At 73.3% G+C, this 16,867-nt stretch carries 10 protein-coding genes; 3 read left to right on the top strand and 7 right to left on the bottom strand.

Annotated features, from left to right (window positions below; genetic code table 11):
* Positions 1–113: 113 nt before the first annotated feature.
* The 4 genes from ald to ACIGW2_RS20755 form a co-directional block, all read right to left on the bottom strand.
* Complete coding sequence (gene ald, locus ACIGW2_RS20770) at positions 114–1,229, bottom strand: alanine dehydrogenase (protein WP_391656877.1); 1,116 nt, start codon at positions 1,227–1,229, stop codon at positions 114–116.
* Positions 1,230–1,374: 145 nt separating this feature from the next.
* Entirely contained in the window at positions 1,375–3,366 is a 1,992-nt protein-coding gene (locus ACIGW2_RS20765; protein WP_399844975.1) for a tetratricopeptide repeat protein, read from the bottom strand.
* 228 nt (positions 3,367–3,594) lie between these two features.
* Entirely contained in the window at positions 3,595–4,221 is a 627-nt protein-coding gene (locus ACIGW2_RS20760) for an NUDIX domain-containing protein (RefSeq protein ID WP_391656875.1), read from the bottom strand.
* Between the two features lie 89 nt (positions 4,222–4,310).
* A complete protein-coding gene (locus ACIGW2_RS20755) occupies positions 4,311–5,969 on the bottom strand; it encodes a CTP synthase (protein WP_356070008.1) in 1,659 nt (552 codons plus the stop codon).
* 479 nt (positions 5,970–6,448) lie between these two features.
* Between ACIGW2_RS20755 and ACIGW2_RS20750 the strand changes: the two genes are divergently transcribed.
* The gene (locus tag ACIGW2_RS20750; protein ID WP_361580403.1) at positions 6,449–8,251 is read left to right on the top strand and encodes a glycoside hydrolase family 15 protein; all 1,803 of its coding nucleotides are present in this window, start codon (positions 6,449–6,451) and stop codon (positions 8,249–8,251) included.
* 101 nt (positions 8,252–8,352) lie between these two features.
* Positions 8,353–9,744, top strand: coding sequence for an FAD-binding oxidoreductase (locus ACIGW2_RS20745; RefSeq protein ID WP_399844972.1), 1,392 nt, complete (start codon positions 8,353–8,355; stop codon positions 9,742–9,744).
* Positions 9,745–9,754: 10 nt separating this feature from the next.
* Here the strand turns inward: ACIGW2_RS20745 and ACIGW2_RS20740 are convergent, their stop codons facing one another.
* Both ACIGW2_RS20740 and ACIGW2_RS20735 read right to left on the bottom strand, forming a co-directional pair.
* Positions 9,755–11,395 (bottom strand): flavin monoamine oxidase family protein, encoded by a 1,641-nt coding sequence (locus ACIGW2_RS20740; protein WP_391656873.1) that lies wholly within the window; start codon positions 11,393–11,395, stop codon positions 9,755–9,757.
* Between the two features lie 31 nt (positions 11,396–11,426).
* Positions 11,427–12,962 carry an APC family permease gene (locus ACIGW2_RS20735; protein ID WP_391656872.1) on the bottom strand — a complete coding sequence of 512 codons (1,536 nt, stop codon included), beginning with the start codon at positions 12,960–12,962 and terminating at the stop codon, positions 11,427–11,429.
* A 160-nt stretch (positions 12,963–13,122) separates the two neighbouring features.
* Between ACIGW2_RS20735 and ACIGW2_RS20730 the strand changes: the two genes are divergently transcribed.
* Complete coding sequence (locus ACIGW2_RS20730; protein ID WP_361580411.1) at positions 13,123–14,745, top strand: PucR family transcriptional regulator; 1,623 nt, start codon at positions 13,123–13,125, stop codon at positions 14,743–14,745.
* A gap of 975 nt (positions 14,746–15,720) precedes the next feature.
* On the opposite strand, the gene ACIGW2_RS20725 is transcribed toward ACIGW2_RS20730, so the two are convergent.
* The gene (locus tag ACIGW2_RS20725; RefSeq protein ID WP_399844969.1) at positions 15,721–16,809 is read right to left on the bottom strand and encodes a glycosyltransferase family 4 protein; all 1,089 of its coding nucleotides are present in this window, start codon (positions 16,807–16,809) and stop codon (positions 15,721–15,723) included.
* Positions 16,810–16,867 lie beyond the last annotated feature (58 nt).

Raw genomic sequence — 16,867 nt, 5'->3', positions numbered from 1 at the left:
CGAGTTGACCGCCCGTCGGAACGTGGCCGGACACACATCGGGCCGGACCTTGCTCGACAAGGTCCGGCCCGGTGCGCGGGGTTGACGGCGGATGTTGACAGCCGTCCGTCGGGTCAGCCCAGGAGGCTGCTCAGCTCGACGTGCTCGTAGCCGTGAGCCTCGGCGACCTCCTTGTAAACGACCTTGCCCTCATGGGTGTTGAGACCCTTGGCGAGGGCGGCGTCGCGGCGCAGCGCCTCGACCCAGCCGTTGTTCGCCAGCGACACGATGTAGGGCAGCGTGGCGTTGGTGAGGGCGTAGGTGGAGGTGTTCGGGACCGCGCCCGGCATGTTGGCGACGCAGTAGAAGACCGAGTTGTGGACCTGGAAGGTCGGCTCGGCGTGGGTGGTCGGGTGGGAGTCCTCGAAGCAGCCGCCCTGGTCGATGGCAATGTCGACAAGGACACTTCCGGGCTTCATCTTGGCGACGAGCTCGTTGGTGACCAGCTTCGGGGCCTTGGCGCCCGGGATGAGGACGGCACCGATGACGAGGTCGGCCTCGATGACGGCCTTCTCCAGCTCGAAGGCGTTGGAGACGATCGTCTTGACCTTGGTGCCGAAGATCTTGTCGGCCTCGCGGAGCTTGTTGATGTCCTTGTCGAGCAGGGTCACGTGGAAGCCCAGGCCGATGGCGATCTGCACGGCGTTCCAGCCGGAGACGCCGCCGCCGATGACGACGCACTCGCCGGCGTGGGTGCCGGGGACGCCGCCGGGGAGCACGCCGCGGCCGCCGGCCGAGCGCATCAGGTGGTAGGCGCCGACCTGCGGGGCCAGGCGGCCCGCGACCTCGGACATCGGGGCGAGCAGCGGGAGCGCGCGGTTGGCGGTCTCGACCGTCTCGTAGGCGATGGCGGTGGTGCCCGACTCGAGGAGCGCGTCGGTGCACTCCTTGGAGGCGGCGAGGTGCAGGTAGGTGAAGAGGGTCTGGTCCTTGCGGAGGCGGTGGTACTCCTCCGCGATCGGCTCCTTGACCTTGAGCAGCAGGTCGGCGGTGGCCCAGACCTCGTCGGCGGTGGGGAGGATCTCGGCGCCGGCCGCCACGTACTCCTCGTCGGTGATGGAGGAGCCCACACCGGCGTTCTGCTCGACGAAGACCTGGTGACCGTTGCGGACGAGCTCGTGGACACCGGCGGGGGTGATGGCCACGCGGAACTCGTTGTTCTTGACCTCGCGGGGGATGCCGACCTTCATCGTCGATCACGGTCCTTGAATCGGGGGAAACGGGGTGCACTGCGATACATACCCGGATGCATCAGCACGCACCGGGGCAGACCACGTTCGAACGCGGCTCACCCAGTCTAATGAAGGAGTTCCCCCTGTCTAGCCTTGCAAAGCACTAATCTTCTTCAGAAGCACTGCGGATTTCGTAGGCGGAAGACTCGGTTCCCAGGAGTCTTTCAGCCGCGGAACGGTGCAGCCGGGCGGCGGCCGGGTCGCCGAGCCGGTCCAGGGTGTCGGCCAGCCTCAGCTGGAGCGCCGCCTGCAGCCGCGCGTCCTGCGCGCGGCGGGCCCACTCGACCGCCTCCTCGCAGGTCCGCAGGCTCTCCTCGGGCCGGCCCGCGTACTCCTGGACCCGGGCAGCCTCGCTCAACGCCCGTGCGTAGCCCGGGAGATCGGCGAGGCGCCGGTAGCCCGCGGCGGCGGCGCGCCAGTTGCGCAGGGCCTCCCCGTAGCGCCCGGCGTAGGTGTGCACCGCGCCGAGCCGGCCGTAGAGCCGGGCCTGGTCGGCGCGCTCGTCGCGGGCGAGGCGCTGGGCGAGGGCGCGCCCGTACCAGTCGCCGGCCCGCTGCCAGTCCCCGAGCTCCTGATAGGCGCCACCTACGGATTCCATTGCGCGACCCGTGGCATACGGATCATTTGCTCGCCTTCCGGCGTCCAAAGCCGACCGATATCGTTGCAGAGCGTCCTGAGTGCGTCCGGTTCTGGCGTCCAGGTCGGCCAGGTTGAGCAGGGCCGCGGCCTGCTCCCGGTGCAGCCCTCGCCGCTCGGCGACGTCCAGCACCAGCCGGTGCAGCCCGTAGAGGTCGGGGGCGGCGGCCTCGGCGCCCCGGTGCGCGGTGAGCGCCCGGACCAGGGCCGCGATCAGCCGGCGGGCCAGGGTGTCGAGTTCCCCGTCGGCGACGGCGAGCCGGGCGGCGGCTAGCAGCACCGGGCGGCGGCTGTCCAGCCAGGCGCGGGCGGTCGCCGTGTTGGGGAAGCGCAGCGCGCGGGGCAGCCCGGCGAGCTTGCGGCGGGCCGGGGAGCCCTCGGGTTCGGTGACGGCGCGGGCGGACTGGAGCAGCCGCACGGTCCGCTCCAGCATCCGGGCCCGGGCCAGCTGCACCTCGGCCGGCCGGTCGAGCTCGGCCAGCCGGGCGCGCAGCAGCGGCACCAGGTGCCCGCCCACCTCGTACTGCCCGTCCCCGCCGGGCACCTCGCGGACGAGACCGAGCGCGGCGAAGTCCGCGAGGGTGGTCGCGGCGGCGGACACCGAGCAGCCGGCGAGCGCGGAGGCGGTGTGGGCGTCGGCCCGGCCGAGCGGGGCCAGCGCCAGATGACGCAGTATCCGGGCGGCGGGCTGCGGCAGTGCCTCGTGCACCAGGGCGAAGGTCCGCTCGATCGGGTCGCCGGTCAGGGCGCGCAGCCGCTTGGTGAGGTCGGCGACCGAGGACTTGGGCCGGGTGGCGAGCCAGCCGCCGGCGAGCACCAGCGCGGCGGGCAGCCCGCCGCACTCCTCGGCCAGGCTCTCGGCGGCCTGCGGGTCGACGGTGACGCGGACGGAGCCGGTGTAGGAGGTGAGCAGTTCGATGGCCGACTTGGGGTCGAGGCCGCCGACCGTGCAGGGCCGCACGTCCGGGATGCCGGTGAGCGGGCCGCGGGCCACGCCCACCACCAGGGTGCCGGGGTTGTCCGGGAGCAGCGGGTCGACCTGCTCGGCGTCGACGGCATCGTCGAGCAGCAGCAGCGCCCGGCGGTCGGCGAAGGCGGTGCGGACCAGGGCGGTGAGTTCGTCCTCGGCGGCGCCCGGCGGCTCCTCGACGCCGAGCGCGGCGAGCAGCTCGCGGGCGGCTCGGGCGGTGGGGACGGGGTCGCCGCCGGGTTCGGTGAGCCGGGCCCGGAACACCCCGTCGGGGTAGTCGGCGGCGAGCCGGCCGGCCAGCTCCTCGGCGAGCGCGGTGCGGCCCGAGCCGGGCTTGCCCGCGATGAGCAGGACCCGGGCGCGGGGGGCCTTGCGGCCGGTGAGGGTGTCGAGCCCGGTGCGTTCGATGTCGGCCCGCAGGGCCTTCAGCTCCCGCTGGCGGCCGTAGAACCGCGCGGCGCCGACCTCTGCCACCGCCTGATCCGTCACGGGCCACGCTCCCGTCCACCTGCGCACGACCATCCCGCGGGGGCTCCGCACGGGCGATCACGAGCGTAGTTCAGGGCGCGGCGCGGATCGGGCGGAGCGCGGCGGACGGATCCCCCGATCGGATCAGTGGATTGTCCGACCGGTCGCCCCGGGTCGGAGGCACCGCCACCGCTCCCCCGCCACCGCTGCCCGCCGCCGCGCGTGCGGGCCGCGCCGCGACCGTACGGCCTACGCCTCGAACGGCCGGGCCGGCCACTCGGCGTCCGCCGGGCGCAGCGCGTCCAGGCCGTCCCCGGAGCGCGCGGCCACCAGCGAGAGCACGCCCACGACCAGGCAGTTGTTGTGCAGCTCGCCGGCGAGCACGCCCCGGACCAGCTGGTCCACCGGCACCCGGGCGGTCTCCATGTCGGCCTCCTCCTCGGAGACCTCGAAGCGCTCGCCCTCCGCCTCGGCGAGGTCACGGGCGAGGAAGATCCGCACGGCCTCGTCGCAGCCGCCGGGCGTGGTGTAGACGTCGGTGAGGACCCGCCAGTCCCCCGCCTTCACGTGCGCCTCCTCGTACAGCTCGCGCTGGGCGGCGTGCAGCGGGTTCTCGCCGGGCACGTCGAGCAGGCCGGCCGGGATCTCCCAGAGCTTCTGCCGCACCGGGTGCCGGTACTGCTTGAGCAGCAGCACCCGGTCCTCCTCGTCGAGCGCGAGGACCGCCACCGAGCCGGGGTGCACCTGGTAGTCGCGGCGGGCGACCGAGCCGTCGGGCATGACCACGTCGTCCGTGCGGACACTCGTCTTCTTGCCCGCGAAGGGGGTCGCGGTGGCGGTGACCCGCCATTCCTCCGGGGTGTCCTGCACCTGCATCGGGGAGTCCTCTCGTACGAAAACCGGGGCACGGGCCGCGCGGACCCGTACCCCGGCAACGTTAACGCCGCGATCGACTGCGCCGTGATCTACTGCGCGGTCTTGCCCGTCTTGCGCTCGACGGCCGCCTTCACCAGGCCCGCGAAGAGCGGGTGCGGGCGGGTCGGGCGGGACTTGAGCTCCGGGTGCGCCTGGGTGGCGACGAGGTAGGGGTGCACGTCCTTCGGGTACTCGACGAACTCGACGAGCTTGTTGTCCGGGGAGGTGCCGGAGAAGACCAGGCCGGCCTTCTTCTCCAGCTCCGCGCGGTAGGCGTTGTTCACCTCGTAGCGGTGGCGGTGGCGCTCCTCGACGTAGGGCTCGCCCGCGTAGGTCTCGCGGACCACGGAGCCCTCGGCGAGCTTGGCCGGGTAGAGGCCCAGGCGCATCGTTCCGCCGAGGTCGCCGGCGCCCTCGACGTAGGCCAGCTGCTCCTCCATCGTGGAGACGACGGGGTGCGCGGTGGCCGGGTCGAACTCGGTCGAGTTGGCCTCGGGGATGTCGGCCAGGTTGCGGGCGGCCTCGATCACGATGCACTGCAGGCCCAGGCAGATGCCGAGCAGCGGCACCTTGTTCTCGCGGGCGTAGCGGATGGCGCCGACCTTGCCGGCCACGCCGCGGTCGCCGAAGCCGCCGGGGATGAGGATCGCGTCGCAGTCGGCGAGCTGCTTCTCGGCGCCGGCCGGGGTCTTGCAGTCGTCGGAGGTGACCCACTTGACCTTGACCCGGGCCTTGTTGGCGAAGCCGCCGGCGCGCATGGCCTCGGTGACCGACAGGTAGGCGTCGGGCAGGTCGATGTACTTGCCGACGAGGGCGACGGTGACCTCGTGCTCCGGGTTGTGGACGCGGTCCAGGAGGTCCTCCCAGACGGTCCAGTCCACGTCGCGGAAGGGCAGGTCGAGCTTGCGGACGACGTAGGCGTCCAGGCCCTCGGAGTGCAGCACCTTCGGGATGTCGTAGATCGACTTGGCGTCGATGGCGGCGACCACGGCGGCCTCGTCGACGTCGCACATCAGCGAGATCTTGCGCTTGATGGCGGTCGGGACCTCGCGGTCGGCGCGCAGCACGATCGCGTCGGGCTGGATGCCGATGTTGCGCAGGGCGGCGACGGAGTGCTGGGTCGGCTTGGTCTTCAGCTCGCCGGAGGGGCCGATGTAGGGCAGCAGCGAGATGTGCACGACGAAGACGTTGTCGCGGCCGACCTCGTGGCGCACCTGGCGGACGGTCTCCAGGAACGGCAGGGACTCGATGTCGCCGACGGTGCCGCCGACCTCGGTGATGACCACGTCGACGTCGTCGGTCGCCATGCGGCGGATCCGGGACTTGATCTCGTTGGTGATGTGCGGGATGACCTGCACGGTGTCGCCGAGGTACTCGCCGCGCCGCTCCTTGGCGATGACCTGCGAGTAGACCTGGCCGGTGGTGACGTTGGCCGAGCCGTCGAGGTCCACGTCGAGGAAGCGCTCGTAGTGGCCGATGTCCAGGTCGGTCTCGGCGCCGTCGTTGGTGACGAACACCTCGCCGTGCTGGAAGGGGTTCATGGTGCCGGGGTCGACGTTCAGGTACGGGTCGAGCTTCTGCATCGTGACCCGCAGGCCCCGGGCCTTGAGGAGCGCACCCAGGCTGGAGGCGGTCAGGCCCTTGCCGAGGGAGGAGGCGACACCCCCGGTGACGAAGATGTGCTTGGTCGTCGTGGTGTTGGGCGGCATCGCCAAGAGGGGGCTCCCGTGGTCGCGTTCTGGAGGTGCGTTCCGGCAGCCCCTCGGCAAGAATCGGGGGGTGCCGTCGCTGCGGTTGCGGGGTCCTCGGCTGTCGCCGTTTCCCACCGGTCCACGGGGTACCAGGGTATCAGCGACATCGGGAGACCGCTTCCGGCCACACGGGGCAGTCGGGTGCACACGGTCGGCGACACGCCGGGTGCCGGGGCGGGAAGCTTGCCAGGCAAGGAGGGATTTCGGCCGGGGTCAAGACCCGTTCACCCGATCGGCTCAACGCCGTCGCACGATCGGCGCGGCCGGTCCCCCGGGTGCGTCGTATCCTGCTCGGAACACGCGCTGCCGAGCCGGACCGGCACGGCACCACCCCCGCCAAGTCACCGGTACGAAGAGCTCGTCAACGATCCCTTGACCGCTGACCGTAAGCGCCGCCCCGCGGGGTGGACGTGGCCGTTCGATCTGGAGTGAAGCACGTGGCCGGGCGCATCGAGGATTACGCACTCATCGGAGACATGCAGACCGCCGCCCTGGTCTGCCGGGACGGCAGCGTCGACTGGCTCTGCCTGCCCCGCTTCGATTCGCACGCAGTCTTCGCGGGGCTGCTCGGCACCGAGGAGCACGGCTTCTGGCGGGTCGGCCCGGCGGTGCCCGACGGCGCGCCCGCTGCCCCCGCCGACCGGCGGCGCTACCGGGGCGACTCGCTCGTCCTGGAGTCCGAGTGGGACACCCCGCGCGGCACGGTCCGGGTGACCGACTTCATGCCGCCGCGCGACGGCGCGCCGCAGCTGATCCGGATCGTCGAGGGGGTCAGCGGCCGGGTGCCGATGCGCTCCTCGCTGCGGATGCGGTTCAGCTACGGGCGGGTGGTGCCCTGGGTGCACAAGGTGGGCGAGCGCACGGTGGCCGTCGCCGGGCCGGACTCGGTGTGGCTGGACGCCGACGTGGAGACCCACGGCAAGGACCTCACCACGTACTCCGAGTTCACCGTCACCCCCGGTGACCGGCTCACCTTCACGCTGTCCTGGCAGCCCTCGCACAAGGAGCCGCCGCCGCTGCCGGACCCGGAGGGCTCGCTGGAGGCGACGGTCGACTTCTGGCGCGAGTGGGTCGAGCACTGCACGTACCACGGCCCCTACCGGGAGGCGGTGGTGCGCTCCCTGATCACCCTGAAGGCGCTGACGTACGCGCCGACCGGCGGCATCGTCGCCGCGCCGACCACCTCGCTGCCCGAGGAGATCGGCGGCGTGCGGAACTGGGACTACCGCTACACCTGGCTGCGGGACGCGGCGATCACCCTCTCCTCGATGCTGCGCACCGGCTACCGCGAGGAGGCCCGCGCCTGGCGGGACTGGCTGCTGCGGGCGGTGGCCGGCGACCCGGAGAACCTGCAGATCATGTACGGCATCGCGGGCGAGCGCGAGCTCGGCGAGGCGGAGCTGGACTGGCTGCCGGGCTACGAGAACTCCGGCCCGGTCCGGGTCGGCAACGGCGCGGCGAACCAGCTCCAGCTGGACGTGTACGGCGAGGTCACCGAGGCCCTGCACCTGGCCCACATGACGGGCCTGTCCCGCAACGACTACGCCTCCCTGCTCCAGATCAAGCTGATCAACTACCTGGAGAAGAACTGGGACCAGCCCGACGAGGGCATCTGGGAGGTGCGCGGCCCGCGCCGGCACTTCACCCACTCCAAGGTGATGGCCTGGGTCGCGGTGGACCGCACCATCAAGCTGATCGAGTCCGGGGACGCGGACGGCCCGCTGGAGCGCTGGCGCGAGCTGCGCGACGAGATCCACCGGGACGTCTGCGAGAAGGGCTACGACAAGGAGCGCAACACCTTCACCCAGTCCTACGGCTCGCAGGAGCTGGACGCCTCGCTGCTGCTGATCCCGCAGATGGGCTTCCTGCCGCCGGACGACAAGCGGGTGATCGGCACGATCGAGGCGATCCAGCGCGAGCTGTCCACGGAGGACGGCTTCGTGCTGCGCTATCCGACGGCCGGCGAGGAGGCGGGCGTGGACGGCCTGGAAGGCGACGAGGGCGCGTTCCTGGCGTGTTCCTTCTGGCTGGCCGACGACCTGGCGATGATCGGCCGGGTCGACGAGGCCCGCAAGCTCTTCGAGAAGCTGCTGTCGCTCCGCAACGACCTGGGCCTGCTCGCCGAGGAGTGGGACGCCCGCCTCCAGCGGCAGGTCGGCAACTTCCCGCAGGCCTTCAGCCACGTCCCGCTGATCGACACCGCGCTGCGGCTCACCGCGAGCGGGGCGTACGGGGGCTGAGCGGGCGCGCCGGGACGGGCGCCGCTCGACACGCGGGGGCCGGGGACCCGGACCTACGATGAAGAGGTCCCGTCCCCCGTCGTGCGAAAGGGGGGCACCTCATGGCTCCCCAGACCATCACCGTCCCGGACCGCCTGCTCGCGGGCTTGCGCGAGGACCTGGCGGGTGACGTGTTCGTACCGGGCGATCCGGGCTACGACGAGGCCAGGGTCGTCTTCAACGGGATGATCGACCGGCGTCCGGCGGTCATCGCCCAGTGCGAGACGCCCGAGGACGTCACCAACGCGGTGCTGTTCGGGCGGGAGGCCGAGCTGCCGATCGCGGTGCGCGGCGGCGGGCACAGCGTGGCCGGCACGGCGCTCAACGACGGCGGGCTCGTGGTGGACCTCAGGCGGATGCACGCCGTGGTGGTCGACCCGGAGCACATGACGGTGCGGATCGCCGGCGGGGCGACGATGAGCCACCTCGACCGGGCCTGTCAGCCCTTCCACGTGGCGGTGACCGGCGGCCGGGCGTCCACGACCGGCGTCGGCGGCTTCACGCTGGGCGGCGGATCGGGCTGGCTCGAGCGCAAGTTCGGGCTCGCCTGCGACAACCTGCTGGCCGTGGAGCTGGTGACGGCCGAGGGCCACCACGTGCACGCGGACGCCGAGGAGAACCCGGAGCTGTTCTGGGCGCTGCACGGCGGCGGCGGGAACTTCGGGGTGGTCACGTCGATGACGCTGCGGGTGCATCCGCTGCCCGAGTTCTCCTTCGTGATGCTGCTCTACCCGAAGGAGGACGGCCCCGAGGTGGTCCGCGCCTACCGCGACCTGCTCCAGGACGCGCCCGACGAGGCGGGCGGCGGCGCGATCTATCTGAACGCGCCGCCCGAGGAGTTCATCCCGGAGGACCTCCAGGGCACGCTGCTCGCGGGCGCCCTGGTGACCTGGGCCGGACCGGCGGCCGAGGTGCGCGCGTTCGCGGACCCGCTGTACGCGCCGAAGCCGGCGGTGGAGCTGCTGATGGACCTGCCGTACGCCGACTTCCAGTGCATGCTGGACGACCCGCCGGGCATGCGGAACTACTGGTCGGCCGAGTACCTGTCGGCCTTCCCAGACACCGCCGTCGACGTGTTCTGCGCCCGCTCGGCCGGGATGATCGTGCCCTCGGGCATGCAGCACGTGCTGTTCCCGCTGGGCGGCCAGGTCGGCCGCGGTCCGGCCGACCTGCCGATCCCCTGGCGCCCGGCGGCCTGGGGCGTGCACCCCTTCGCGGTCTGGGACGACCCGGCCGACGACGAGCGGGCGGTCCAGTGGGTGAAGGACGTCCGCGCCGACGCCCGGCCCTGGTCGATCGGCGCGGTCTACCTGAACTTCACGGGCGACGAGGGCCGGCAGCGGGTGGTCGAGGGCTTCGGCGCCGAGAACTACCGGCGCCTGGCCCGGGTCAAGGCCGCGTTCGACCCCGACAACGTCTTCCGCTTCAACCACAACATCGCCCCGGCCGCGTGACCGGTCGCTTCTACTGGAGGGCGGCGATCACCTCCCGCGCGGCCCGCTCGCCCTCGGTGGCGCCGCCCTCCATGAAGCCCTGGAAGTCGTAGCTGCAGTGCTCGCCGCCGATGTGGACGTTGCCCTGGGCGGTGCCCTCGTAGCCCGCGTACCGGTGCAGATAGCCCACCGGCCAGTACGAGTACGCGCCGAGGGCGTACGGGTTCTTGTGCCAGGCGGAGAGCTGGGCGCGCCCGGTGTACGCCTTGGAGGTGCCGGGGAAGAAGGCGTCGATGCCCTTGAGGTAGCGGGCGACCAGGTCCCGGACGTAGGGGTCGGACTCGGTGGAGAAGGGGCCGGCGGGGTTGAGCGACCGGGCCAGGGTGCCGCCGCCGTACTGGATGAGGATGCCGCCGGTGCCGCCCTGGACCTTGGTGGTGTCCCAGGTCTGCTGGACCTCGGAGTCGGTGAAGCAGTCGCCGGCGGAGACCCCGGGCCAGGGGCCGGTGCCGCGCCAGGGGCGGGTGGCGAACTGCATGTTGAGCTTGGTGCAGTAGCCCATGCGAGCGTCCCGCAGCAGGCTGCTCATCAGCGGGTCGAAGCCGGCCCGTGACAGGTCGAGCCGTTGGAGGACCGGCAGCGGCACGCACAGGACCGTGTGGTCGGCGGTGACGGTGCGGGTGCTGCCGGCCTCGGTGAACGTGAGGGTCTGGGTGCCGTCGGCGTTGGCCCGGACCGCGTCCAGGGACCAGCCCATGCGCAGGGTGCCGGGCTTGAGCGCGCCGGCGATGGCGTGGGGGAGCCGGTCGTTGCCGCCGACGACGTGGTAGCGCTCGTTGGACAGGCCCCAGATGTTGAAGTTGCCGGGATTGGTCTGGTAGCCCATGAGCAGGACGAGGGCGAGCGAGGACTGGTCGGTGGTGTCGGCGCCGTACTCGACGTTGTAGGCGACGTCGAAGAACTTGCCCAGCGGCGAGGAGTGTCCGCCGGGGACCCGGCTCTCGATCCAGTCGTACAGGGTCATGGTGTCGAGGGCGGTGCCGGTGGGCGTGGTCCGGTTCCACGTCACCTCGCCGGCGTCGAGCAGGTCGCGGTGCAGGGCCTGGTAGACGGCGTTGAAGTCCTCGTCGGCCCGGGCCCGCGGGTAGTAGGCGCCGTCGAACCACAGCACCTCCTCGGCGCCGTTGGGCCCGCCGCCGAGGAAGTCCTCGGTGGCGAGGCCGAAGCGGCGGCAGAGTTCGAGGATCTTCTTGTGGCTGGTGTCGATGAGCTCGCCGCCGATCTCGGAGGTCTGCCCATAGGCCCAGTGCTCGCGCTGGGACCACATGCGGCCGCCGACCCGGGAGGGGTTGGCCTCGTAGAGCACGGGGCTCAGGCCCGCGTCCTGGAGGGTGAGGGCGGCGGTGAGACCGGCGATGCCGGCGCCGACGACGGCGATCCGGGCACCGGCGGCGGCCGTGGTGGTGGCGGCCCGGGCGGGCGTCGGGGCGGCGACGGCCGACCCGGCGGAGACGGCGATGCCGGCCGCGGCGGCGTACTTGAGCAGGGTGCGGCGCCCGAGGGCGTCGCCGCGCAGGCCCCTGAGCTCGTCGACGGGGAGGTTCAGCCGTCGGGCGTCGGCGTGCTCGGCGGCCAGCTGCTTCAGGAGGTGCATCGGGTTGGTGCGTGCCATGGGGCGCTCCTGGAGGTGAGGGAGGGGGCGGTCAGCTCTGCGGTACGGGCGCGGGGGCCGGGTCCGTGCGGTCGTCGGCGCGCTCGGTGGCGTCCTCCAGGACGATCCGGCCGATGATCTCGTAGCGGTCGGGGCGCTTGGCCTTGAGGTAGAAGCCGAGGCCGAGGCCGCCGAAGAAGACCAGGCCGACGATCCAGGGGATGGCCTTGAAGAAGAGGGAGTCGGCGGCGAGTCCGGCCGCGGTCTCCATGTTCATGATCAGCAGCACGACCACGGCGATCATGCCGATGCCGCCGAGCAGCGGCGCGGTGAGGGTCTTGAACCAGTGCCGGTCCTCGGGGTGGTTCCTGCGGAAGTAGCCGATCACGGCGAAGGAACAGAGGGTCTGCACGATGAGGATGGCCATCGTGCCGAGGATCGCGAGCAGCGTGTAGAGGTGGATGTAGGGGTCCTGGCCGGTGAGCCAGAAGGCGCCGACGAGGGCGACGGCGATGACCGACTGCACGAAGGAGGCGACGTACGGCGAGCCGTGCCGCGGGTGGGTGCGGCCGAGCGCCGGGTGGAGGAAGCCCTCGCGGCCGATCGCGTAGAGATAGCGGGCGGCGCACTGGTGGAAGGCCATGCCGCAGGCGAAGGAGCCGGTGAGCAGCAGCCACTGGAAGGCGTCGACCGCCCAGCCGCCGATGAAGGACTCGGTGGGAGCGAAGAACAGGTCGAGGGGGCTGGCCGAGGAGGACAGCTTCACCGATCCGGCGAGCCCGTTGCCGGCGATGGTCATCCACGACACGTAGATGTAGAAGAGGCCGACGCCGATGACCGAGATCAGGGTGGCGCGCGGGATGACCCGCTTCGGGTCGCGGGACTCCTCCCCGTACATCGCGGTCGACTCGAAGCCGACCCACGACCAGAAGGCGAAGAACAGGCCGAGGCCGGCGGACGCGCCGGTGAAGGCGTTCTTCGGGTTGATCGGCTCGGCCGGGATGCCGTCGGGGCCGCCGCCGGCGATCAGCACGGCCGTGGCGACCGCGAACAGCACCGCGATCTCCGCGACCAGCATCACGCCGAGCGCCTTGGCGGTGAGGTTGATGTCGAAGTACGACAGGACGGCGGTGACCGCGAGCATGGCGGCGGCGTAGCCGATCCACGGCAGGTCCACGCCCAGCTGGGCTGCCACGGTGGTCTTGGCGAAGTAGGCGAAGACGCCGACGATGGACGCCTCGAACACGATGTACGCGAGGACGGCGAGCATGCCGGAGGCCATGCCGGCGATCCGGCCGAGGCCGTGCGAGATGTAGCCGTAGAAGGCGCCGGCGGCGGTGATCCGCTTGGCCATGGCGACGTAGCCGACCGAGAAGACGGTGAGGACGACGGTCGCGAAGAGATAGCCGGCGGGGGCGCCGGTGCCGTTGCCGAAGCCGACGGCGATGGGAAGGTTGCCGGTCATCGCGGTGATCGGCGCGGCCGTGGCGACCGCCATGAAGACGACTCCGACGAGGCCGACCGAGTTCGCCTTGAGCCGGTGGACCTGGGGGGCCTGGTGCCCCGTCGGGTTGGGGTTCTCTGCCATGGCGCGAGAGCATCCTCGCGCGTGACGTAGGCCACAATCGACAGGCGGTCGCACAATTCCCGCCACGGGGCGACGAGTTGTCGCCCCTCTGTACGAACTGTCCGGTCCGGTGACACCCGGGTGATGTCGCGGAAACACCGACGCGGGTAGCGTCCGGAGCATGGAACGTCAGGGCGGGATCACCGTGCAGCGGGCACTCGAACTTCCGGGCCTGCGCAGCGGTCTCCCGGAGGTCGTCGCGGGCGCCGACCGGCTGCACCGCACCGTGCGCTGGGTGCACGCGGGCGAGGTGCCGAACATCGCCTCGCTGCTCAAGGGCGGTGAACTGCTGCTCACCACCGGCCTCGGCCTCGGCACCCGGCCCGCCGAGCAGCGGGCCTTCGTACGGCGGCTCGCCGAGCGCGGGATCGCGGCGCTCGTGGTCGAGCTGGGCCCGCGCTTCGCCCGGCTCCCGGCGACGATCGTGGAGACCGCGCGCGGCGCGGGGCTGCCGCTGGTCCAGCTGCACCGCGAGGTGCCCTTCGTGGCCGTCACGGAGGAGATCCACACCGAGATCGTCAACGGGCACTACGCGCTGCTCCGGCAGGCCGAGGAGGTGCACCACCAGTGCACCGTCGCGCTGCTCGGCGGCGGCGGGGTGCCGCAGGTGCTGCGCATCCTGGCGGACTTCGCGCTCAACCCGGTCTTCCTGGAGACCGCCGACGGACAGCTGCTGTACGCGGCGGGCACCGATTCCGAGCCGGCCGACCCGCTCCAGGTGTGGGACGGGCTGCGCGGGCAGCGCGCCGCGCGCGAGTCCGGCCCGCCGGCCGGCGCGGTCCTGGTGGACGTCCCGGGAGGCGGCCCGGGCACGTCGTCGGTCAGGGCGCGCCTGGTCCTCCTGGGGGTCTCGTCCCCCCTGTCCCCCGTGCACCGGATGGCGGCGGAGCGGGCGGCGGGGCTGCTCGCGGTCGTCCTCATGCAGGCCCGGCAGGAGGAGGAGCTGGCGGCGCGCGGCCGCGGCGACTTCCTCACCGACCTCGCGGAGGGCCGGATCTCGGCGGAGGACGCGCCGGCGCAGGCCCGGGTGCTGGGCTTCAAGCCGGGCGACGGCCCGCTCCTGCCGGTCGTGATGCGCCTCGCCTCGGAACTCTCGCCCTCGGGCAACTGGGCGCTGCTGGCCCGCGCGGTCCTGGAGGAGCTGTCCTCGGTGGGCGTCCCCGTCCTGCTGGGCGTCCGCCCCGTGGAGGGCCGGGTCCCGCTGCTGCTTGGCCTGCGCTCCGAGTCCGAGCGCACCGCCGTCGCCGACCGGGTCGCCGCCGCCCTGCGGGCCGGCGTCGAACGGGCCGGCCTGGAACGCGCGGGCGCCCACCCGCCGGTCGTCGTGGTGGGCGTGGCGGGCGGCTGGGCGGCGGCCTCGGCAGGCCTGCGCCACGCCGCGGAGACGGCGACCGCCGCCCAGGGTCTCTCGGAGCTCCCCTGGTACGACGCCCGCCGCCTCGACACGGACCTGCTGCTCTGGCGCCTGCGCGACCACCCGGACCTCGCCGCCTTCGTGGACCGCGCGATCGGCCCCCTCCGCGACCACGACCGCACCTCCCGCCCCCCGCTCCTCCCCACCCTGGAGACCTACCTGGCCCACGCGGGCCGCAAGGCGGAAACCGCCCGCGAACTCCACCTCAACCGCCAGACCCTCTACAACCGCCTGGCCCGCATCGCCGACCTCCTCGGCACCGACCTCGACGACCCCCAGACGGTCCTGGCCCTGAGCCTGGCACTGAGGGCCCGCCGGCATACGGGGTGAGGAGGCGGGCAACGACGCCGGGGCGCCACCCCTCACGCCCGCGCCCGTCCGGGGCACCAATCGCGGCGGCGCGAAGCTCCCGCCCACCCCATGCCGGAGACCGGGGGCGCAGCCGCCCACCCCAGGCCCCGGCCCTGGCACCGACCCCAGGGCACGGGCGCCCCGCACCCGTACGGCGCACCACTCGCGGCGGCGTGAAGCTGCCGCCCCGCCGGGGGGACCGCCCCACGGGCCCTCGCCATGCCCCCAGCCTGGGCGCCCGGCGACCGTACGGGACGCCGCTCGACGGCGCGAAGCCGCCGCGCCCGCCCCGGGGCACCGCCCCGCGGCCCCCGGCCACGACCCCAGCCTCCGCGCCCGAGCCCGGGCGCCCCCCACCCGTACGGCGCACCACTCGCGGCGCGAAGCCGCCGCCCCCGCCCGGGGCTGAGGGGGACGGAGCCCCCCAAGCCCGCCGGGCGTACGGCGTGACCGCCCGCTCGCCCGGCGGGGCCCAGCGCGTCCGGGCAGCTTCGCAATCCCCGTCCCGTTACCCGCACGGGCACACGGACCATCGCGGCACCGGCGGCGCGAAGCCGCCGCCCATCCCAGGCCCGAAGGGCCGAGAGGCGCAGGCGACGGAACCGGCTCCCTGGCGCGGCCGAGGACGCCGGTACGGCAGCGACCGCACGGCGGCGCGAAGCCGCCGCCCACCCCATGCCAGAGGCCGGGGGCGCAGCCGCTACCCCCAGGCCCCGGCCATGGCACCGACCCCAGGGCACGGGCGCCCCGCACCCGTACGGCGCACCACTCGCGGCGGCGCGAAGCTGCCGCCCCCGCCGGGGATACCCACGGGCCCGGCCACGGCTCCCAACCTTTGCCCTGGGCCTGGGCGCCCCGCACCCGAACGGGGTGCGTGCCGCGCCCGCCCCGGGGGGCCGGGGGCGGAGCCCCCAGGGGCCGTCAGGGTTTCGGGGAGGGGCGGGGTGGGGGGAATCAGCGGGCGGAGAGTTCGTCGTAGACGCTCAGGACGTGGGCGATCGTCTGGTCCTCCGTCGGCCACGAGGACGCCTGGATGCGGCCCGCCGCCGCCAGGTCGGAGCGGCGGTCGGGGTCGTCGAGGAGGGTGCGGACGGCGGTCGCGAGGGCTTCCGGGTCGCCGTAGGGGACGAGTGCGGCGGCCTCGCCGACGAGTTCGGGCACGCCGCCGACGGCGGTGGCGACCAGCGGGACGCCGAGGCGGAGCGCCTCCTGGGCGAGGAGGGAGCGGGCCTCCCAGCGGGAGGGCAGGACGGCGACGTCGGCGGCGGCGAGCAGTTCGGCGACGTCCTCGCGGCGCCCGATGAGCCGGACGGCGAGCCCCTCCTCCTCGATGCGCCGTTGCAGCGGCGTCCGCAGGGGCCCCTCCCCCGCGACGACGAGCAGCGGCTGCGGGTCGAGGTCCCGCCAGATCCGGGCCGCGTCGAGGAGCGGCCGGTAGCCGCGCCCCGGTTCGAGCGCGCCGACGGCCATCAGCAACGGACGGTCCACGGCACCGAGTTCGGCCCGGGCCTTGCCGTCGTGGAGGCAGACGGGCGCGCGCGAGGCGGGCACGGTGACCGGCGCGAGCCGGGCGTCGCGGGCGCCGCGCCGCCGGGCCCGGTCGACGAGTTCGGAGGAGGTGCCGAGGACGACGGCGGCCGCCCGTACGGTCCGCCGCTCCAGGAGGCGCACGAGCCCGGCGCGCGCCCCCGCGGCCCTGCTGCGGGTGTGCCAGGTGGTGACCAGCGGGGTGGGCGGCACGGCGGCGGCGCCGGCCAGCGCGAGGGCGGCCCGCACCGAGGCGTCCAGGCCGTGCGCGTGCACGACGTCGGCGCCGATGAAGGCGTTGCGCAGCACGGCGAGGGCCGCGGGCCCGCCCTGCCGCGGGACCGGCACGAGCCGCGCGCCGGCGCCCTGGAAGTCGTAGGCGTGGTCGAGTTCCGGCGGGGCGCACACGGTCACCCGCACACCCCTGGCCACCAGCCCCGCGGCAAGTGATCTGACGTGCGCGCTGCTGCCCGCGCTGCCGCCGCCCAGCACTTGGACCGTACGGAGCTGTGTCACGCGCCCAAGGATGCCAGTCCGTACGCACGTTCCGGGACCGAAGTCACCGCGTTCCGGG

Source organism: Streptomyces sp. NPDC053541, from assembly GCF_044544705.1.
In the GTDB taxonomy this organism is placed as follows: domain Bacteria; phylum Actinomycetota; class Actinomycetes; order Streptomycetales; family Streptomycetaceae; genus Streptomyces.
This window is presented reverse-complemented; position numbering and strand designations above follow the sequence as displayed.